The sequence below is a fragment of the Sphingopyxis sp. genome (genome assembly GCF_036261875.1).
Lineage (GTDB): Bacteria > Pseudomonadota > Alphaproteobacteria > Sphingomonadales > Sphingomonadaceae > Sphingopyxis.
Window position 1 is genome coordinate 137625 of sequence record NZ_DATAJZ010000025.1, and the last position, 18932, is coordinate 156556.

16 protein-coding genes and 2 tRNA genes are annotated in these 18932 nt (G+C 66.3%); 6 read left to right on the plus strand and 12 right to left on the minus strand.

The genetic code is table 11. From position 1 onward, the window contains the following. Positions 1–7 precede the first annotated feature (7 nt). The 5 genes from VHO04_RS11980 to VHO04_RS12000 form a co-directional block, all read right to left on the minus strand. Positions 8–481 (minus strand): hypothetical protein, encoded by a 474-nt coding sequence (locus VHO04_RS11980; protein WP_329628495.1) that lies wholly within the window; start codon positions 479–481, stop codon positions 8–10. A 6-nt stretch (positions 482–487) separates the two neighbouring features. Continuing rightward, positions 488–964, minus strand: coding sequence for a hypothetical protein (locus VHO04_RS11985; protein ID WP_329628496.1), 477 nt, complete (start codon positions 962–964; stop codon positions 488–490). Between the two features lie 114 nt (positions 965–1078). Continuing rightward, a complete protein-coding gene (locus VHO04_RS11990; RefSeq protein ID WP_329628497.1) occupies positions 1079–1984 on the minus strand; it encodes an AraC family transcriptional regulator in 906 nt (301 codons plus the stop codon). A gap of 215 nt (positions 1985–2199) precedes the next feature. Next, complete coding sequence (locus tag VHO04_RS11995) at positions 2200–2928, minus strand: energy transducer TonB (protein WP_329628498.1); 729 nt, start codon at positions 2926–2928, stop codon at positions 2200–2202. Positions 2929–2972: 44 nt separating this feature from the next. Further along, positions 2973–3839, minus strand: a complete 867-nt coding sequence (locus VHO04_RS12000; RefSeq protein ID WP_329628499.1) for an alpha/beta hydrolase — start codon at positions 3837–3839, stop codon at positions 2973–2975. Positions 3840–3928: 89 nt separating this feature from the next. Between VHO04_RS12000 and VHO04_RS12005 the strand changes: the two genes are divergently transcribed. After that, positions 3929–4720, plus strand: coding sequence for an SDR family oxidoreductase (locus tag VHO04_RS12005; RefSeq protein ID WP_329628500.1), 792 nt, complete (start codon positions 3929–3931; stop codon positions 4718–4720). Between the two features lie 43 nt (positions 4721–4763). On the opposite strand, the gene VHO04_RS12010 is transcribed toward VHO04_RS12005, so the two are convergent. Both VHO04_RS12010 and cpdR read right to left on the minus strand, forming a co-directional pair. Further along, positions 4764–4838 (minus strand) — tRNA-Val (locus VHO04_RS12010). Between the two features lie 181 nt (positions 4839–5019). Then, positions 5020–5397: a cell cycle two-component system response regulator CpdR gene (cpdR, locus tag VHO04_RS12015; protein ID WP_329628501.1), complete on the minus strand. Its 378-nt coding sequence runs from the start codon at positions 5395–5397 to the stop codon at positions 5020–5022. A gap of 138 nt (positions 5398–5535) precedes the next feature. On the opposite strand from cpdR, the gene VHO04_RS12020 reads away from it, so the two are divergent. Then, entirely contained in the window at positions 5536–6405 is an 870-nt protein-coding gene (locus VHO04_RS12020; RefSeq protein ID WP_329628502.1) for an N-formylglutamate amidohydrolase, read from the plus strand. A 241-nt stretch (positions 6406–6646) separates the two neighbouring features. Here the strand turns inward: VHO04_RS12020 and VHO04_RS12025 are convergent. Next, positions 6647–6723: transfer RNA gene (locus tag VHO04_RS12025), tRNA-Pro, on the minus strand. A 104-nt stretch (positions 6724–6827) separates the two neighbouring features. Then, positions 6828–7256 carry a JAB domain-containing protein gene (locus VHO04_RS12030; protein ID WP_329628503.1) on the minus strand — a complete coding sequence of 143 codons (429 nt, stop codon included), beginning with the start codon at positions 7254–7256 and terminating at the stop codon, positions 6828–6830. A gap of 139 nt (positions 7257–7395) precedes the next feature. Between VHO04_RS12030 and thyA the strand changes: the two genes are divergently transcribed. The 4 genes from thyA (at position 7396) to VHO04_RS12050 (ending at position 12060) form a co-directional block, all read left to right on the plus strand. Beyond that, on the plus strand, positions 7396–8331 hold the full coding sequence (gene thyA, locus VHO04_RS12035; RefSeq protein ID WP_329628504.1) for a thymidylate synthase: 936 nt from the start codon (positions 7396–7398) through the stop codon (positions 8329–8331). A 93-nt stretch (positions 8332–8424) separates the two neighbouring features. Beyond that, complete coding sequence (locus VHO04_RS12040) at positions 8425–9732, plus strand: 3-methyl-2-oxobutanoate dehydrogenase (2-methylpropanoyl-transferring) subunit alpha (RefSeq protein WP_329628505.1); 1308 nt, start codon at positions 8425–8427, stop codon at positions 9730–9732. Between the two features lie 20 nt (positions 9733–9752). Further along, complete coding sequence (locus VHO04_RS12045; RefSeq protein WP_329628633.1) at positions 9753–10757, plus strand: alpha-ketoacid dehydrogenase subunit beta; 1005 nt, start codon at positions 9753–9755, stop codon at positions 10755–10757. Positions 10758–10761: 4 nt separating this feature from the next. Continuing rightward, positions 10762–12060, plus strand: a complete 1299-nt coding sequence (locus VHO04_RS12050; RefSeq protein ID WP_329628506.1) for a dihydrolipoamide acetyltransferase family protein — start codon at positions 10762–10764, stop codon at positions 12058–12060. 105 nt (positions 12061–12165) lie between these two features. Here the strand turns inward: VHO04_RS12050 and VHO04_RS12055 are convergent, their stop codons facing one another. The 3 genes from VHO04_RS12055 to VHO04_RS12065 all read right to left on the minus strand — a co-directional run bounded on the left by VHO04_RS12055 (position 12166) and on the right by VHO04_RS12065 (position 18923). Further along, on the minus strand, positions 12166–17232 hold the full coding sequence (locus tag VHO04_RS12055) for a hypothetical protein (protein ID WP_329628634.1): 5067 nt from the start codon (positions 17230–17232) through the stop codon (positions 12166–12168). A 90-nt stretch (positions 17233–17322) separates the two neighbouring features. Beyond that, positions 17323–18384: a hypothetical protein gene (locus VHO04_RS12060; protein ID WP_329628507.1), complete on the minus strand. Its 1062-nt coding sequence runs from the start codon at positions 18382–18384 to the stop codon at positions 17323–17325. 74 nt (positions 18385–18458) lie between these two features. Beyond that, positions 18459–18923 (minus strand): hypothetical protein, encoded by a 465-nt coding sequence (locus tag VHO04_RS12065; protein ID WP_329628508.1) that lies wholly within the window; start codon positions 18921–18923, stop codon positions 18459–18461. Positions 18924–18932 lie beyond the last annotated feature (9 nt).

An 18932-nucleotide genomic window follows, 5' to 3' on the forward strand; every position in this document is an offset into this window, starting at 1 on the left:
AAACTCCTTATCGTATCGGATTACCGGATAGCGGCGCGCTGTCGTCGGGCATCAGCGACCATCGGCCGAGGATCGTTCCGATCAGCGCCGAAACGAAGAAGGTCAGCGCATGGCCGTCGTGGCTGGTGAGGTGAAACAGAATGCCGAGCGGGACGAGTTCGATGATGGCGACGACGGCGACCATCGTGCCGACCCGTTTGGCGCCGGGCAGAGCGATCCAGTCCTCCGCGTCGTGCGAAGCTTTCCTGCTCCATGCCAAGGGACTGGCATAGCCCGACGCCCAGGCCCCGGCGCCGCCGAAGCTGAGCAAGCCGCAATAGATGCCGACGACCAGCCATATCGCATAAGGCAGCAGCGCGCTGAAGAAACGCGGCAGCAGGACTTCGAGAAAGACGCTGCCGATGGTGCCGACGACGGCCGCCAGCAACAGGCTGCACGTCAGCACGGCGATCGTCTTCAGCGCCGTCGTCAGCACGGCCATGTCGGATCAGCCCTGGCCGGACAGGGCCTGGCGGCACTTGCCGTCGACCTCGTTGCCGACCCAGGTGGCGAAATCCTCGAACGGGCGCTTCTCGAACTCGGCCTGCACCGCGGCGTCGGCTGCATGGATCGCCTCTGTCGCCTGTTCGGGGGTCTTGCCGATCGTGCCCGCCGCGCGTTCGGCAATTTGCGCGAAGGCACTCGCGGCGGTGTCGCGCTGCGACGCGCGCTTCGCCAGGTCTTCGGCATCGGTCCCGCTGCTTTGCGCCGCGAGGGTGCTGTAGAGATTGGAAAGCGACTTCAGCTTGGCCGAACAATCGGCGGCCAGGGCAAAGCCCGCCTCTCCCGACAGTGCGGCCGGAAGCGCCGGGTCGGCGGAGCCCGTCGTCGTGCTGCCCTGATCGGCATCGCTTTTGGCTCCCGAACAGGCAGCGAGTGTCGCGGCGGCGGCTAGGGCAAGCGGCATGAATATGGATCGCGGCATCGGACGAACTTCCTCCCCTGATTGGCAAGCTCTGCGTGCCGCTATCTTGCAACGGTCTTCGAAGGGGCGTCTTGGGCTAGGGCGCAATGGCGATTTGCGTGAAAACGAAATCCGTCAATGGTGACGGGCAAGCGCTCTATGCCGGACATCCGACGGTGTTTCGCCATAGGCCTTGCGGAAACTGTTCGTGAAATAGCTGAGATCCCCGAAACCGCAGCCATAGGCGATGTCCGAGATCGTCCGCTTCGCCAAATGCGGCATGGACAGGCGTTGATGGGCCAGCGCCAGCCTTTCCCGCAGGACGAAGGCGGTGAAGGTCACGCCGTCGATCTCGAAAAGCAATTGAACCGACCGCGCGCTCAAACCGGCGGCGTCGGCGACCGACCGGATGCCGAGTTCGGAAGAGACGAGATGGGCAAGCGTCCAGCGCTTGATGGCGTCCAGCCGCGCCGCCCGCAGTCCCCGCTGCGAAGCAAGCTCTGTCGCGTCCCGGTCGGTTCCGACCGCCAGCGCCACCAGATCGGCCATGTGGAGGGCGGCGCGGTGGGCGAGCTCAGCCGCGGGGCCGGCATCGTGCAGCACGCGATAGCTTGCGAGATAGGATTTCAGCAACTGCATCGCCGGATTATCGGGCGATATGCGCCGCATGAGCGCGGCTTCGGCATCGGGCAGCAGCGGGGACAAGAGCGAGCGTTGCAGTTTCACCGACACATGCGGAAAGGCTTCATGCGTTTCAAAATCCATGCGGTCGGCGCACGAAAGGAGAGCCGCAGATCCATCGGCGGGCAACTCGCTGCCGAATTGCAAGACCCCTCCCCTGGCGGGCGAGGTGCTCCACAGCAGCGTGAAATCATCGTCGCCGCGCGAAAGGTCGTAGCTGGATGCGACATGCGGAGAGACCCAGGCATCGGTGACGGTCAGCCCCGGCAAGACCCGGGTTTCGACCTCCATCTGCGGGTCGTCGGTCTTGGGCGTGAGGTCGAGATTCGCTATGGCGCGCCCGGCGACCTCCCGCATCATTTCCTGACGTTGAGGCAGCGGTATCTCGGCAAGCGAAAACCGGAAGGTGGCCGCATCACTCTCCATACACGCGCTCCCCGTCGCGGAGTTACGAGAATAGAGACCCAGTCATTGTTGTTTGACCGGAGGCTATGGCCTGAATCCCTTTGCGTCAATCGCGCGCCGATCGTGGATGACAATCCAAGGAGCGATTCGCTCCGCGCGGGCGGAAGAGATCAGCGTCGCTTTTCCAGCCACCAGCTTTGCCGCCAGCCATAGGAACTGGCGATCGGATCGCCCGCACTGTTGGTCGCGGGCCTGAAACGGAAACGGTCCTCGATCAGCCGGCAGGTCGTTGCATCGAGCGAGGCGTCGCCGCTCGACCGGGTGACGCGGCAGCCGGTGACGCGTCCGGTCGGCTGAATGGTGAAGCGCACCTCGACCTCGCCGCCGATCTTCGCGCGCGCGGCTTCGCGCGGATAGTCGCTGTCGCGGATCGTGCCGCTGCGCCAGACCGCCTTCGATCCGCCGCCGGTGCCGCTTCCCGAGCCGCCCGCGCCGGTTCCATTGCCGCTGCCGCCCGCGCCCGATCCGGGGCCGGGGTTGGGCGTTGCCCCCGCCGAGGCGTCGCTGCCGGCGCCGGGGGTTGGCGCCGCGGGAATCGGTGGAGGCTTGATCGGCGGCAGCTTGGGCTTGGGCGCGGCGACGGGTGCCGCCCTGGCGTGCTTGTTCGCGGCCGAGGCCTTGCCGCTCGCCGTGTCGTTATCGACGGACGCGGGCTGCGGCTCCTCGTGCGGGGGCGGCGGGGCAGGGAGGGCGATGGCGGCGATCGTTTCGCTCGCCTTGCGGACGATGCGAAGGTCGAGGCCGTTGACGAGAAGGAAACCCGCCGCCATCACCGCAAGCAGCGTCGCGCCACCCGCTGCGGTGTGCTGCCGGCCCGAAAGCTGCCCCGTATAGACCATGGCGCATCCCGAGCGCGCGACCGCCGCGCGCTTTCGCCGCCGGTTTAGAGGAAATCGCCTAGCGTGGACATGAACCGGTCGAACTGGTCGTGATGGAGCCAGTGACCGGCATTTTCGAACTCGATCACTTCCGCACTCCGGAAATGCGCGATGCGCCCGTCCTTTTCGGGATTCGAGGCCCAGCTATCGGCGCCGTAGAGGAGCAATGTCGGGCAGGCGATCGCCGACCAGAGCGATTCGATGTCGGCTTGCGGCAGGTCGACCACCGGCCAGACGTTCAGATAATTGTCGAACTTCCAGCTCCACGTCCCGTCCTCGTTGCGGCTGATGCCGTGGATGGTGAGGTGGCGCGCCTGCTCGGGGGTCAGATAGGCATTTTCGGCCATCATCCGCGCCAGCGCATCGTCGAGCGTCGCATAGCGGCGCGGCGTGCGGCCTGCCGCCTGCCTTTTGTCGTCGATCCATTTGCGAAACCGTTCGGCGAATGGGGTCGCGGCGCGTTCGGCGAGCACCTTCGGCGAGGGGCCGAGCCCTTCGATCGCGACCAGCTTGCGGACATTCTCGGGATAGAGGCTGGTGTAGCGCAGCGCGATATTGCCGCCCATCGAATGGGCGACGATCGTCACCGGCGCGAGGTCGAGCTGATGGACGAGCTGCGCGAGATCGTAGACGAAAGCGCCCATCTCGTAATTGCCGTCGGGCGCCCAGGCGCTGTCGCCATGGCCGCGCAGGTCGGGCGCGATGACGTGCCAGCGATCGCGCAGTTTCTCGGCCACCCAATCCCAATTGCGGCAATGGTCGCGGCCGCCATGGACGAGAAGCAGGGGCGGTGCCTCTTCGTTACCCCAATCGACATAGTGCAGTTTCAAACGCTGCGAGACGAAACTGTTCGAGGTGGGGCCACTTGCCATCGGCGCTTCCTTGTTGTCTGGTTGCGTTTCAAAAGGCGACTGGTCTCGATCCGTCAAGCCCCATCGCCGCAACTGGGAGAAACTGGAGCATGTCGACCTTTCGGGATAATCTGCTGGCGGGCAAGACCGCGTTCGTTGCCGGCGGCACGAGCGGGATCAACCTTGGCATCGCCAAGCGCTTCGCCGAACTCGGCGCGAAAGTGGCGGTCGCGGGCCGCGATCCCGACAAGGCGGCGCGGGCGGCCGAGGAGATCGGTTCCGGCGCGCTCGGGCTGTCGGGCGACGTGCGCGATTATGCAGCGATTCGCGGGGTGATGGAGACGGTGGCCGACAGGCTGGGGCCGCTGGACATCGTCATTTCGGGCGCGGCGGGCAATTTCCTGGCGCCGGTGCTCGGCATGTCGTCGAACGCCTTTCGCACTGTAGTCGACATCGACCTAAACGGCACCTTCAACGTGTTCCGTGGCTGTCACGACCTGCTCAATCGCCCCGGCGCCTCGCTGATCGCGATCACCGCGGGGCAGGCGATCAACGCCTCGGCGCTGCAGGCCCATGCCTGCGCGGCGAAGGCGGGGATCAACCAGCTGATCCGCGTCCTCGCGCTCGAATGGGGGCCGGAGGTGCGCGTCAACGGCATTTCGCCGGGGCCAATCGCCGATACCGAGGGAATGAAGCGGCTCGCGCCCGATGCGGAGACGCGGGCTGCGCATTACGACCGGATCGCGATGAAGCGCTGGGGCAAGGTCGCCGAGGTCGCCGAATCGGCGGTCTTCCTCTGTTCGCCCGCCGCGAGCTATATCACCGGGACGATCCTCGACTGCGACGGCGGCAGCCAGATCGGCGACGCATCGCGCGGCGACCTGGCAAAGGGGATGGCCTGAACGCAAAAACGCCGCCAGCCCGTGCGGGTGGCGGCGTTTTGAATGGTGGGCGTGGCAAGGATTGAACTTGCGACCCCTGCGATGTCAACACAGTGCTCTACCACTGAGCTACACGCCCATCCCTTGGGGTGACGCGCCCCCTAAAGGCCTCCGCGCCGCTTGGCAAGCCTTTCGTTAGAGTTGGATTCCGCTGCGCGGAATTGCGGCACCGGCCCGCTCCCCCACCCGGCCTCCCCAACGATAGTAACCTAGGGAGGCCGGGTGGGGAGCGGGCCGGTGCCGCTTCCACGGATCAAACGTTAGGGCTGGCTCGACCGATCGGCGCGGCCGAAGAGATTATCGACCTCGCGCACCAGATCCTTGAGGTGGAAGGGCTTCGACAGCAGCTTCGCCTGCGGCACATTTTCCTCGGCGCGAAGCGACACGGCGGCGAAGCCGGTGATGAACATCACCTGCGTCTGCGGCGCCGCTTTCGCCGTGTGCTGCGCGAGTTCGATCCCGTCCATCTCGGGCATGACGATGTCGGATAGCAGCAGGTCGAAGGTGCCCGAATCGATATAGGGCACCGCCGCGGTGCCGCGATCGACGGCGGTGACGTGATAGCCGGCGCTGGTAAGCGCGCGCGCCAGATATTCGCGCATCACATCATCATCTTCGGCGAGCAATATGCGAATCATCTGGCAATCTGTTCCCTGGTCCGGCGGCGCGCGAGTCTGGTCCGCGCCCCCTGTTTAGCGCGTCCCCCTGATAGCGCGAGACCTTTAACAAATCCCGTCACACTGGATTCTTCTGTCGATTTTTGGCACGCTTCGTCGATGTCGCTTCACACTCCGTCGTCCGCCGCCATCGCCATCGACCGGCCGGCGGAGCTTAGCCCGGTCGTCGTGTCGGTCTCCCACGCGGGACGCATCTATCCACCCGAGATACTGGCGGCTGCGCGCGTCGACCGGTCGGTGCTCGAACGGCTCGAGGATGGCTGGTGCGACCTGATCGCCGCCCATGCGGTCGAGGCGGGCGCTACCGTGGTACAGGCGATGTGGGCGCGCGCGGTCGCCGACTGCAATCGCGGCGAAGGGCAGATGGCGCCGGGCGAAGTCGCGCCGCCGCTTCGCCCCCGCTTTTCGGCGCCGGGGCGCAAGGAGCGCGCCGGACTTGGGGTCGTGCCGACGCGCCTTGCCGATTGCGGAGCGCTGTGGAAGCGGCCGATCGACGGGCCGCAACTCGACTGGCGGCTCGACGCGCTGCACCGGCCGTTCCATCGCGCGCTCGCCGCCGAACTGGCGGTTGTGCAAAGGCGGTTCGGCCAGGCGATCCTGATCGACCTGCACAGCATGCCGCCGATCCCGCGTGGGCAGCCGGGGCACGGTGCGGGGATCGTCATCGGCGATCGTTTCGGCGGAACCGCGGACGAAGCGTTGATCGAGTTGATCGTCGACGAAGCCGAGGGCCTCGGCGTTCCCGTCTCGCGCAATCAGCCTTATGCCGGCGGACATATCGTTCGGACGCACGGCAAGCTGGCGGATGCGATTCAGGCGGTGCAGATCGAGATTGACCGCAGCCTCTATCTTCAGGCCGACCGCACCCCCGACCCCGAACGCGTGGCGGCGCTTCGCAACTGGTTTTCCGGGCTTGTCGAAAGGGCAGGGCGGATTGGGGCCGATGTCCTGCCGCTGGCTGCCGAATAAAAAACCACCTCGTACCGAAGTACGAGGTGGCCAGGGTCCAGGGAGGACGCACCCGCGTCTTGCGACGGGGCACTCGCCACGATGGAAAGGGGGAAAACCACGGTGGCGTAACGACAATCTATGCATTGTCGCGCCGACTTACAAGAGCCGTTGATTACAAAAGAAACCGATCCGGCAGAGTGCCGCTTTTAGCGCGCAGGCGCGGCCGAGTTGCGGTCCCATATCGATTGCGGAAATAAGCTGGTCGGGGAGAGAGGATTCGAACCTCCGGCCCCTGCCTCCCGAAGACAGTGCTCTACCAGGCTGAGCTACTCCCCGACCGATCTTTGCGCCGGCGGACCGGCGCGAAGGCAGGGCGGTCCTCTAGACGCGCAATTTGCGAACATCAAGCGCCAATCGGCATGGTCCCGACGATTGTTTTCCTAGATCAGTCCGGCGCTGCGAAAGCTGAAATGTCCGTTCTCGACGAAGATCAGATGATCCGACAGGTCGATGCCGATCAGCCGCAGGAACTGCCCGGCCTCCTGCGTACAGCGAAGGTCGGCATCGCTGGGCCGCGCGATTCCGGACGGGTGGTTGTGCGCCATCAGCAGGGTGGTGATGCGCCGGCCGAGCAGGCGGTTCCAGCACGACGGGGTGATGACGCAGCGTCCGCTCGCATCGCCCGCCGCGCTTTCAAGCCCCGCGAGCCGGCCATAGGCGTCGAAGCCCGCGAGCAGCGCGATTTCGCGATCGGCGAACAGCATCGGACGCAGCAGATGACGCGCGATCGCATCCTCGGCGTCGCGGGATATGAAGCCGGCTGCCCCCGCGGCGCGTGGCAGTCTGTCGATGGGTTCGCGCAGGATCATCCCGCGCTTGTGCGACGGGCGCCACGGTCGCCCAAGCGGCGATTGAGCCGTATCGGAGGATTGCGGCCCCGCACCGCCGACCCTCTTGTCGAGCCGCGGCACGGGGCCTAGCAAAGAGGGCGACAGCGAGGAGCGTCTTTTGTCCGATTCCATCCATTATGAGCTGCAATATCTCGATCTGATGCGGCGCATCTGGACCGAAGGCGACGAGCGCGTCGACCGCACCGGAGTCGGCACGCGCTCGCTGTTCGGCGAGACTATGCGATTCTCGCTGAAGGACGACGCGATCCCGCTGCTGACCACCAAACGCGTCTATTGGAAGACCGCGCTGCGCGAACTGCTCTGGTTCCTGACCGGCGACACCAATATCCGCCCGCTGGTCGCGCAGGGGGTGAAGATCTGGACCGACTGGCCGCTCGATAGCTATCGCCGCACGACCGGCGAGGCGATCAGCGCCGCCGATTTCGAGGCGCGGATTGTCGCGGACGAGGCCTTCGCGGCGCAATGGGGCGACCTTGGCCCGGTCTATGGTCATCAATGGGTGAACTGGCCGCGCTACGAAGCGGCAGGCGAAGGGCTGTTCCGCCGTGCCGCTGAGGGGCACAACCAGATCGCGGCGCTGATCGAGTCGCTCAGGACCAATCCGGGCTCGCGCCGCCATATCTTCACCGGCTGGAACGTCGCCGATCTCGATCGCATGGCGCTGCCGCCGTGCCACATGACCTATCAATTCCATGTCCGCAGCGACGGTGGGCTGTCGTGCCTGCTTTTTCAGCGCTCGTGCGACCTCGGGCTCGGCTTTGCCTTCAACATCTTCGAGGCGGCGCTGTTGACGCGGATGATCGCGCAGCAATGCGATCTTCACGCGCACGAGGTCGTGTGGACCGGCGGCGACGTGCACCTTTATCTCAACCACGCCGAACTGGTCGAGGAGCAGTTGCGGCGGGTTCCCGAGGGCGCGCCGAAGCTGCGCATCCTCCGCCGTCCTTCGAGCATTTTCGACTACCGGTTCGATGATTTTGCGGTCGAAGCCTATGCGCCGCAATCCCATATTTCCGCGCCCGTCGCAGTCTGACCACCGGCGTTGCATTTCCATGGCGACTGAAATAATATGTCGCCGCCACGAAATATAACTAGGCGCTGATTCGCGCCCCGAAGGGAAGAAGATATGCCCGAATCGCCCAAGGCGGAACCGGGGCGTTCGGCGAGCAATCTGCCGCCGCTGTCGCTCCATATTCCCGAGCCGCGCTACCGCCCCGGCGACACCCCCGACTTCGGCGACATCGCGATTCCCGCAGTCGACGCGACCCCGCGTCCGGGCGAAGCAACCAAGCCCGACGCGATGCGCGAGCTTTGCTATGGCCTCGTCCGCGTGCTCGATTTCGACGGCGCGGCCAAGGGGCCGTGGGATCCGAAGCTGTCGCCCGACCGGTTGCGCACGATGCTGCGCACCATGATGCTCGTCCGCGCTTTCGACGATCGGATGTTCCGCGCCCAGCGGCAGGGCAAGACCAGCTTCTACATGAAGTGCACCGGTGAGGAGGCGACCTCGGTTGCCTCGACGATGGCGATCGACCGCACCGATATGGTGTTTCCCAGCTATCGCCAGCAGGGCGTTCTGATCACGCGCGATTATCCGCTGATCCAGATGATGAATCAGATTTACTCGAACCGAGGCGATCACCTGCTCGGTCGGCAGCTTCCGATCATGTATTCGGCACCCGAGCATGGCTTCTTCAGCGTGTCGGGCAATCTCGCGACCCAATATCCGCAGGCGGTGGGCTGGGCGATGGCCTCGGCGTCGAAGGGCGACAACCGCATCGCGACGACATGGTGCGGCGAAGGCTCGTCGGCGGAGGGCGATTTCCACTCGGCGCTGACCTTTGCCACCGTCTATAATGCGCCGGTCATCTTCAACGTCGTCAACAACCAGTGGGCGATTTCCAGCTTTTCGGGCTTTGCGGGCGGGGAACGGACGACCTTCGCGGCGCGCGCGGTCGGCTATGGCATCGCCGGGCTGCGCGTCGACGGCAACGACCCACTTGCGGTCTATGCCGCGACCCAGTGGGCCGCCGACCGCGCGCGGACGAATAATGGCCCGACGCTGATCGAGCATTTCACCTATCGCAGCGAGGGGCACAGCACGTCGGACGACCCGAGCGCGTATCGCCCCGCCGACGAGGCGACAGCCTGGCCGTTCGGCGATCCGATCGCGCGGCTGGCGCAGCATCTCGAACTGCTCGGCGAATGGGATGCAGAGCGCCATGCGGCGCAGGCGAAGGAACTCGACGATCTGGTGAAGACGACCCAGAAGCAGGCAGAAAAGCTCGGCATTTTGGGTCACGGTATGCATCAGCCGTTCGAGACGATGTTTCAGGACGTGTTCGAGGAGATGCCGTGGCACCTCAAGGAGCAATGCGCCCAGATGCTCGCTGAGCAAGAGGCCAAGTTCGGCCCCAACTGGAAGCCCGAATAATGGCTGACCAAAGCAAAACGATGAACATGATCGAGGCGATCAACAGCGCCATGGACATCATGCTCGAACGCGATCCCGCCACCGTCGTGATGGGCGAAGACGTCGGCTTTTTCGGCGGCGTGTTCCGCGCGACCGCGGGCCTCCAGAAAAAGCATGGCAAGACGCGGGTGTTCGACACGCCGATCAACGAGTGCGGCATCATCGGCGTCGCAGTCGGCATGGGCGCCTATGGCCTGCGTCCGGTCCCCGAAATCCAGTTCGCCGACTATATCTATCCGGGGCTCGACCAGCTCGTGTCCGAGGCGGCGCGGCTGCGCTACCGCTCGGCGAATGACTTCATCTGCCCGATGACGGTGCGCACGCCGTTCGGCGGCGGCATCTTCGGTGGCCAGACGCACAGCCAGTCGCCCGAGAGCATCATGACGCACATTTGCGGCGTCAAGACGGTGATCCCGTCGAACCCCTATGATGCCAAGGGCCTGCTGATCGCGGCGATCGAGGACAATGATCCCGTCGTCTTCCTCGAGCCCAAGCGCATCTACAACGGCCCGTTCAGCGGCTATTACGACCGCCCGGTCGAGCCCTGGTCGAAGCATGACGCGAGCGCGGTGCCCGAGGGCTATTACCGCATCGACCTCGGCAAGGCGGCTACGGTGCGTGCGGGCGAGGCGGTGACGGTGCTCGCTTACGGCACGATGGTCCATGTTGCGAAGACGATCATCGAGGAGATGGGCGTCGATGCCGAAATCCTCGACCTGCGGACGCTGCTCCCGCTCGACATCGCGGCGATCGAGGCGTCGGTGAAGAAGACCGGGCGCTGCCTGATCATCCACGAAGCGACGCGCACTTCGGGCTTCGGCGCCGAACTCGCGGCGCTGGTGCAGGAACGCTGCTTCTACCATCTGGAGGCGCCGGTCGAGCGCGTGACCGGCTTCGACACGCCCTATCCGCACAGCCTCGAATGGGCCTATTTCCCCGGCCCGGTGCGCATCGCGACCGCGCTGACCAAGATCTTGAAGGACTGACGCCATGGCCCGCTATTCATTCCGTCTGCCCGACATCGGCGAAGGCATTGCCGAGGCCGAAATCGTCGCGTGGCACGTGCGCGTAGGCGACCGCATCGAGGAAGATGCGCAGCTTGCCGACATGATGACCGACAAGGCGACCGTCGAAATGGAATCGCCGGTGACGGGGATCGTCGTCGAATTGGCGGGCGAGGTCGGCGACATGGTTGCGATCGGGTCGACGCTCGCGGTGATCGAGACCGAGGGCGATGTTGCGGAAACTCCCACGGAGGAAGCGGTTGAGGAAGAGATCGTCGCGGAAAACCCTGGCGCGGAAGAGATTTCGGTGGCGGAGTCTGCACCCACACCGGAACCCGTTCGCGCTGAGCCTGTCGAAGCGCCATCATTGTCTCCGGAAGCGAAGAACAGTCCTTCGACAAGCTCAGGACAAACGGGGCATGGAAAGCCGGTTTTGGCTTCCCCCGCCGTCCGCGCCCGCGCCCACGATCTCGGCGTCGATCTGTCGCAGGTGCAGGCCGAGGGCGACCGCGTTCGCCATGCCGACCTCGATGCCTTTCTACGTTACAGCGCCGGGCAGGGCTATCACGCCTCCGGCGCGAGCCGGGCGCGCGCCGACGAGCCGGTCAAAGTCATCGGGATGCGTCGCAAGATCGCCGAGAATATGGCGGCGTCGAAGCGCGCCATTCCGCATTTCACCTATGTCGAGGAAATGGACGTCACAGCGCTCGAGGCGATGCGCGCCGATTTGAACGCCAACCGCGGCCAGCGGCCCAAGCTGACGATGCTGCCGTTCCTGATCGTTGCGATCTGCCGCGCGATCCCGCAGTTTCCGATGATCAACGCGCGCTACGATGACGAGGGCGGCGTGGTCACGCGCTATGGCGCCGTGCATCTCGGTATGGCGACGCAGACCGATGCGGGGCTGATGGTCCCGGTGATCCGCGACGCGCAGGACAAGAATGTCTGGCAGCTTGCGTCGGAAATCACGCGCCTCGCCGAAGCTGCGCGCACCGGCAAGGCGAAGGTCGAGGAACTGACCGGCGGCACGCTGACGGTGACGTCGCTGGGCCCGCTCGGCGGTATTGCCACGACGCCGGTGATCAACCGGCCCGAGGTTGCGATCATCGGGCCGAACAAGATCGTCGAGCGCCCGGTGTTCGACGGCGACGATATTCGCCGCGCGAAGCTGATGAACCTGTCGATCAGTTGCGATCACCGCGTCGTCGATGGCTGGGACGCCGCGAGCTATGTTCAGGCGCTGAAGAAGCTGATCGAGACGCCGGTGCTGCTGTTCGCGGACTGATAAGCCTCGTCATTGCGAGGAGCGTAGCGACGAAGCAATCTCCAGCTATCGGCCGTGCGGGGCGAGGGCTGGAGATTGCTTCGCTTCGCTCGCAATGACGGGGTGTTACAATCCCAATCCAGCAAAGCTCGTCTGGTCGAACTTCAGCCTGAAGGTCACATAGGCGCCCGAGCGCGAGAAGCGCGCGTCCTCGAAATCGCGGTCGTGGAAGCCCGCGAAATTATAGCCCAGGGTGACGTTGGCATTCTTCATCGGCGCCAGCGTCAGCGTCGGGCCCGCGGCCCAGGCGATGGTGTCGCCGCCGGTGCCGATGCGCGCGGTTCCCGAGGCGCCGACATCGACATGCTCGCCGAGGTTGAAGCGGAAATCGGCACCGAGCAGGTTCGACCAGCCCCTTACGTCGTCCTCGCCGAAGCGGTCGAAGCTGTAGCGCGTGCCCCAGAAGAAGCCGATCTCGGCGCGTTCGGTCCATTCTCCTCCGCGCCCTTTGAGCGGCGTCCAGTTCACCGACAGGCTGTTGAGCAGGCGGCGGCTCGTCGCGTCGCCGTCGATCGTCAGCGCGGCGCCGCCGACCGGCCCGGCCTGACCCGCGACCGCGCCGCGCACCTTGTCCGAGCGGAATTCGGCCTTGTCGAGCCACGAAAGCTGCGAATCGGCGGGGCGATGCGCCCAGCTCGCCTCGAAGCTGATGACTTCGGTCGTGGGCGTGGTGCCGCTGCCGCTCGCTTTCGCATAGGTGAAGAGCGCGCCGAGAGCCCGGCCTTCGCCGAGCTGGCGGAGGGCGCCGAGCGTCAGGCCCGTGCGGTCGGCGAGTTCGCCGTCGCGATATTCGGCGCGACCGGTGAGCGTCCAGCACGGGGTGCGATAGGTTGCACCCGCGCTGATCGCGAGGAAATCCTCGGTCAGCGTGCCATTGTCGCCGAGGAAGCCGCCCGAGGCGACGGGTTGATCGACGTTGAGCACGTCCTTGGCGCGAATGCCGCCGAGGGTGCGGTTGCCGTCGACCGACAGGTCGACCGACCAGCGTTCGCCGAGCTTGAGCGACTGCGACAGGCCGTAGGCCGCGAAGCTGCGCGGACCATATTCGCCGATGTCTTGCTGGTTCGCGGTCGCGAGCAGGCGAGCGCCGGCCCAGGGTGCGAGATCGAAGCCGAGGCGGGCGGTGCGCGCCTTGACCGTGTCCCCGTCGGTGATCTCGTAGCTGCCGACCAGATTGACGTCGCGCGTCACCGCATAGCGTGCGCCGATGCGATGGCGGGTCGGAAAATCGACGCTGGCGTCGTCGCCGCCGAGCGCGAATTCGGTCTGCGCGTCGAGTTCGAGCTTCTTGTCGAACAATCGCTGCGTCGCGCCGAGCTGGACGATGTCGGACGTATTGCGCGATCCGTCGGTGAGGCGATCGTCGGCATGGGTCAGGCCCGCGCGCATCACGGTGGTGCCATTGTCATATTCGACCAGCGCCTTGGCGGCGCGGCGGCGCGCATCGACGTTCAGATAATCCTCCTGCCACGCGCTGCCCGTCAGCGACAGGCTGCGGCTGGCCTTGACGCGGGCATCGAAGCCGAATTTGCGCGTGCCGTCCTCGCCGCTGTTGAGCTGGCCGGTGCCGAAGCCCGCTTCGCGTTCCCGGACATAGGCGAGAACGTCCATGCTGCGGCTGTGATGTTCGGCCTCGATCAGCCACGCCTTGGCGGTGCCCGCCGCCGCGCCGCCGTTCTTCGCCTTGGCGTCGCTCACCGCATATTCGGCGCGGACCTCCGTATCGGCGTCGGGGCGATAGCGCGCGTCGACGCCGCCGAGGTCGGTCTTTGCGCTGTTGTCCTCGTCGTGGATGAAGGTCGCACCGACGCGCAGTTTCTCGTCGCTTGACCGGTAGCTGACGCGGCCGCCCGCGTTCAACACGTGCTCGCCGACGCCATCGACCTCATATTCGGCGACGATGAATTGCGGGTCGAGCGCTGACGAACGGCTGAGCACCGGCGCGCGGAAACGCAGCGTGCCCGCCAGATAGTCGATGTCGTAATCGATGTTGCGGGTCAGCGTGACGCTGTTCACGATCCGCTCGCTGTGCAGCCGGTCGCGCGTCTCGATGACGATCCGCTCGCTGTTCGGCAATATGTCGCGTGCGCCGAGCTGATAGGGGCCGGTCAGGCCGTTGCCCTGAATCTCGTCGCGGCGGAAGCGGTAGGGGGTATCGGCGGCGAAGGCGGTCGCGGCGATGTTGCGGCCGCGATACTCGGCCTTGCCGCCGTTGAGCGCGCGCTGGTAGCGGGCGAGCTGCGGTTCCGAAATCCCGGTCTCGATATCGCCGAACATCGCATAGAATTGCAGGCGTTCGAGGCGCAGATAGAGCTTGCGCACCGATGCCGCGTCGTAGCGTGTTTCGCCCCGGTCGGCGTAGATGGTGTAATAGGCGCGCGGGTCGATCACGCCGCCGAAGCGTGCGTCGTCCTGATCCTTGTCGCTGTCATAGGCCAGCGTCATCAGCCATTTGCCCTGCACGCGCCCCTTGGCATAGAGCGCGAGGCGCGCGTCGGCGTCGAGATCGTCGAGCGTCTCGGCAACCGGCTCCATGCGGTCGTCGAGCGTGTTGTAGCCGATCGTGCCCGCGGCGAAGCCGACGACGATCCACGGACGGTCGCCGGGATCGAGCCAGGTCTCGATCGTCTGCTTGCGCTCGACCTTGTCGTCGCGGAAGGCGAAATCCATCGTCAGCGTGCCCGACGCGGTCGTCGGATCGAGCTCGATATAAGCGATGCCGTCGTCGCCATCGATGCGCCACACCGGCTGCGCGCGTTCGAGGCCCGAAAGCTGGCGCGCCTGCTGCGCGTCGGCCTCGACGGCGGGATAATGGGGCGCGGGGACGCTGAAATCGCCGGTCAGGCCCGATCGGATCGGCTTGCCGTCGCGGTCGGTCAGGCGCACGGCGATGACCGGGCGGGTGACGCCGTCGGCGACCAGCACCGACTTTTCGCGGATCAACGTCGCGCGCATCGGGGTGATCGCATAATGGACGCTGCGTTCGAGCGTTTGGACGACCGCGCCACTGGCGTCGGTCACCGTCGCGGCGAGGCGGTTGTCGCCTTCGCGAATCTCGATCCCGCGCCACAGGCTGACCGCGACCTGCCCGTCGGCCGATTTGCTCACCCCTTCGAAGGTCAGCGGATCGACGGGCTTGCCGTTGATCGTCAGCGCGACTTTCTGGCCCGGCGCGTGCTTGATCGCGGCACGGATCGCCTTGGTGCGGGGATTATGGTCGATGTCGGGAAAGAGCCAGCCGATGCCCGGCGCCTGACCCGCGAGCCAGTCGCGGTGTGCGCCGGCGGCGTCGGGGTCGCTCATCGGCTTGGGCGCCTTGAATTTCACGCTGTCGGGCGCGGTGCGCGTCGCAGCGGCGGCGGCGCGGAAGTCGGCGCGCTTCAGCGAGCCGCCGCGACCCTCTACGAAGCGCGAGATTGCGCTGCCCGCGCTTGCGGTCGAGCGCGCGCAATCGACGGCTTCGCGGTCGAGCGGCAGCGTCGAGGGATCGATCTGGACGACATGCAGGCCGGGGCGGACGCCTTCGAAATGATAACGGCCTCCTTCGTCGGTGACGGTGTAGCTGCCGTCCTGCAGCATCACGCGGACGCCCGCGATGCCGGGCGCCTTGGTGGGGTTCACGGCGCAGCCGCCGTCGGTGATGCGGCCGATGATCGTCATGCGGTCGCCGAGCTGGTCGCGCTTGATCGCGATCGTCGCCTCGGCGACATTGCTCTCGGTCCCGCGATTGTCGGCGGCCGAGGCGCGGTTGAGCGCGCTGCCGGGCTGCGCCGACACCGTGACTTCGGCGATATAGGTGAGTAGCACGCTGCCCGCGGGCGCGATCGGGGGTAGGGCGACGGTGAAATCGCGGCCGTTGGCGTTGACGGCGGCGTCGACGCGTGCGCCGTCCACGCGCACCGTGTCGGTGCGCAGGCGCAGCCCGGCGGGCAGCGTGTCGCTGACCGTCACCGCACCGGTCGAGCGACGGGCGTCGCGATTCGCGACTTCGATACGATATTGCACGACGTCGCCCGGAACCGCGGTCTGGGTCGACGTCGTCTTGCGCAGCACGAGCGGCAGGCCGGGCTGGTCGACCGGAATGTCGACCCGCACCGGCGCCGGGCTGTCGAGCGTGAAGACGCGGCCGTAGCTCGCGTCGGTGATGGTGAAGGGCTGGCCGTCGTCGGGACGGCGCAGGCCCGCGAGATCGACGGCGCTCGATTTCGACGGCGCGCTATAGGGTGCGGGCGGCTCGACGATCAGGCGGTAGGAGCCGGGCGCGACGAAGGGAAAGCGATAGTCGCCGGCGGGAAAGCTGTAGACCCGCCCGCTCGCGTCGGTGACGTCCTGCCCGGTCACGATCGTCGCGGGATAGGCCGAGGCGCCGTCGTCGCCGAACACCTGCGCCGGCTGGCCGGTCGCGGTGTCGATGAGCGTCACGCGGCTGCCCGGAACCGCCGAGCCGTCGCCGCTGTCGAACACCATTCCGAAGGGGTCGACGAGGAAATCGATCGTCGCCGTCGCGACAAGGCTGGCGTTGGCCTGGTCGGTGACGCGGAGCTGGATCGGCGATCCCGGATCGACCGACAGGCGGCAATCGCCCGCGACGACGGCGGGCGGAACCCCGATCGTGTTGATGAAGCCCGCGAACTCGCCGCTGTTCGCGGCGGTTTCGGTGAGGGTGATGCGCTCGCTGTCGCCGTTCGCGAGATCGAGCACTACCGGCAGCGTGTCGATCGCCTTCGGATCGACGTTCGCCGAGGCGAGCGCGACGCCGACAACCAGCACTTCGCCGGCGCGAAACGCATCGCTGCTCTGGAGCGAGGCCGGGGCGGTCGAAAGGCCGGCATAGGCGCCGGCGAGCTGGATCAGGCTGCCGGCGGCGGCGCGCGCGCCCGGATTGGCGGCGGCGCAGCGGGTCGGAACGAGCGGCGCGGTCTTGTCGCCGCCGCTCCCGACGAGGCGATAGGTCTTGATCACCGGCTGTTCGGGCGGACGGGCGCGGACGGTAACGTCGACGCGGTTCGACATAATCTGGCCGGGCTGGCCGCCATCGGTCCATTCGGCCGACGCGGTGTTGGAAATCACCTGCGCGTGCGCGGGCCCCGCAGGCAGCAGGGCTGCCGCGGCCACAGCGGCCACGAAGGACATATAGGCTTGGCGGAATGGCATCGCTGGTCCCGAAAGGGCAGCGGGAGGCAGGCGATTCGCCTATTCCCGCTGCCCCGTCATTCCGTCCGGTCAGTTGACCGTGGCTCGAAATACGAGCGTGCGCGTGTCGCCTGCCGCGACGGTCGCGATCGTCCCCGATACGTTCGGATTCGTGTAGCTGCCGCCCGCGACGCCATTGGCGTTGCAGGTGCCGCCGGTGACCGTGCCGTTCAGCAGGATCGAGCTGGTGACGAAGGTCAACTGGCCCGGAACCGGGTCGGTGATGACCACCGAGGTCGCGTCGGCGCTGCCGCTGTTGGCGACCGCGATGCAATATTCGACGACGGCGCCCGGAATCAGCTTCGGATTGCTCGTCAGGTTGAACGGATCCGAGATGACGCGGCTGGTCTTGGTGACCGCGAGCGTCGCCGTCTGGACGGTATAGTCGTCGTTGTCGCTGTGCGAGCCGTCGCGCGCCGTATCGCCCGCAACCCCCGCGATGTCGGCAAAGACGGTATCCTTGCCCGCGGTGTTCGCGCCGGTCGTCTGGGTGATCGCCAGGCCCTGTGTGCCCGCCGTGCCGCCCTCGCGCGCCGTGGCGCGCAGCGTCACCCCGGCAACGGCATTGTTGGCGAGGCCCGCCGGAATGTCGGCGACGACGAACAGGCGGGTCGGCGTGTCGACCGCGAGCTCGTCGATATAGGTGACGAGCGCGTCGCCCGCGTCCCAGTCACCGACTACGCCGCTCGCCGTATTGTCGCGATAGATACGGATATTGGTCGCATCGAACGTGTCGGTTCCGCCATGCGAGGCGGTGCCGCCGGTGATCTGCGTCGCCGCCAGCGCGAAGTCGAGCACTTCGTTCGAGCTGTTGGTGAGCTGGAAGGTCGTGACGGCATTGCTCTGTCCCGGCACGACATTGGTCGTGACGGTCCCCACCTCTTCGACGAGCAGGTTGATCTTGCGGTCGACGGTGAAACTGTTCGACGCGCTCTCCTGACCTTGCGAAACGCCGCCGACCTTATAGTCGATGGTAGCGGTATTGGTGATCGAGGTTCCCGCGGTCGTCCCGGCCGCATAGGCCGGGCCGGCGGCAGCGACGGACGCCGCTGCCACACCGATGGTCCCCCAGTAAGTCAGCTTGCTGGTCATAGCTGAATCCCCAGGCTTGATTGGCTGCCAAATTCCCCACCGCCGGCAACCGTTAAGCGGTTTTGATTACGTCGTTATTTGACGATTCCCCTGAACATGAGCTTCCCCGCGCCCCCGGCCGGGATTGGCTTCTGGAACGCCCAGCGGATGTGCGTGACATCGGCGGGCTGCGCCGGGCGGCGGCTACCGTCGGCGAGCGGAACGGTCAGCGTGTCGAGCGTGCCCCAGGTCTGGCCGCCATCGACCGAGACGATCGGCCGGGTGTCGCCCGCATCGGCGAAGCGGACCGCCGACGGCATCGGATTGGTGACCACGAAGCGGTCGGCGGCCTGGGCACCGGCGTTGCGATAGTTGAGCACGAAGACGAGCCGGTCGCCGGGAACGACGATCTTCGGTTCCTCGAGTAGCACCCGCTGCTTGCCGCTGGCGTCGGTGGTCACCCGTTCGACGAACACGCTGTTGTCGAGCGCGACCTGGTTTGCCGCAAGCGCCGGAGCAGGCGCAAGAGCGGCCGACAAAAGAATAAGAGCGATACGCATACGCATCTC

Bases quoted from the DNA above. Each gene is read 5' to 3' on its own strand.
- VHO04_RS11980 (WP_329628495.1), bottom strand. From the start codon at position 481: ATGGCCGTGCTGACGACGGCGCTGAAGACGATCGCCGTGCTGACGTGC.
- VHO04_RS11985 (WP_329628496.1), bottom strand. From the start codon at position 964: ATGCCGCGATCCATATTCATGCCGCTTGCCCTAGCCGCCGCCGCGACA.
- VHO04_RS11990 (WP_329628497.1), bottom strand. From the start codon at position 1,984: ATGATGCGGGAGGTCGCCGGGCGCGCCATAGCGAATCTCGACCTCACG.
- VHO04_RS11995 (WP_329628498.1), bottom strand. From the start codon at position 2,928: ATGGTCTATACGGGGCAGCTTTCGGGCCGGCAGCACACCGCAGCGGGT.
- VHO04_RS12000 (WP_329628499.1), bottom strand. From the start codon at position 3,839: ATGGCAAGTGGCCCCACCTCGAACAGTTTCGTCTCGCAGCGTTTGAAA.
- VHO04_RS12005 (WP_329628500.1), top strand. From the start codon at position 3,929: ATGTCGACCTTTCGGGATAATCTGCTGGCGGGCAAGACCGCGTTCGTT.
- cpdR (WP_329628501.1), bottom strand. From the start codon at position 5,397: ATGATTCGCATATTGCTCGCCGAAGATGATGATGTGATGCGCGAATAT.
- VHO04_RS12020 (WP_329628502.1), top strand. From the start codon at position 5,536: ATGTCGCTTCACACTCCGTCGTCCGCCGCCATCGCCATCGACCGGCCG.
- VHO04_RS12030 (WP_329628503.1), bottom strand. From the start codon at position 7,256: ATGATCCTGCGCGAACCCATCGACAGACTGCCACGCGCCGCGGGGGCA.
- VHO04_RS12040 (WP_329628505.1), top strand. From the start codon at position 8,425: ATGCCCGAATCGCCCAAGGCGGAACCGGGGCGTTCGGCGAGCAATCTG.
- VHO04_RS12045 (WP_329628633.1), top strand. From the start codon at position 9,753: ATGAACATGATCGAGGCGATCAACAGCGCCATGGACATCATGCTCGAA.
- VHO04_RS12050 (WP_329628506.1), top strand. From the start codon at position 10,762: ATGGCCCGCTATTCATTCCGTCTGCCCGACATCGGCGAAGGCATTGCC.
- VHO04_RS12055 (WP_329628634.1), bottom strand. From the start codon at position 17,232: ATGTCCTTCGTGGCCGCTGTGGCCGCGGCAGCCCTGCTGCCTGCGGGG.
- VHO04_RS12060 (WP_329628507.1), bottom strand. From the start codon at position 18,384: ATGACCAGCAAGCTGACTTACTGGGGGACCATCGGTGTGGCAGCGGCG.
- VHO04_RS12065 (WP_329628508.1), bottom strand. From the start codon at position 18,923: ATGCGTATCGCTCTTATTCTTTTGTCGGCCGCTCTTGCGCCTGCTCCG.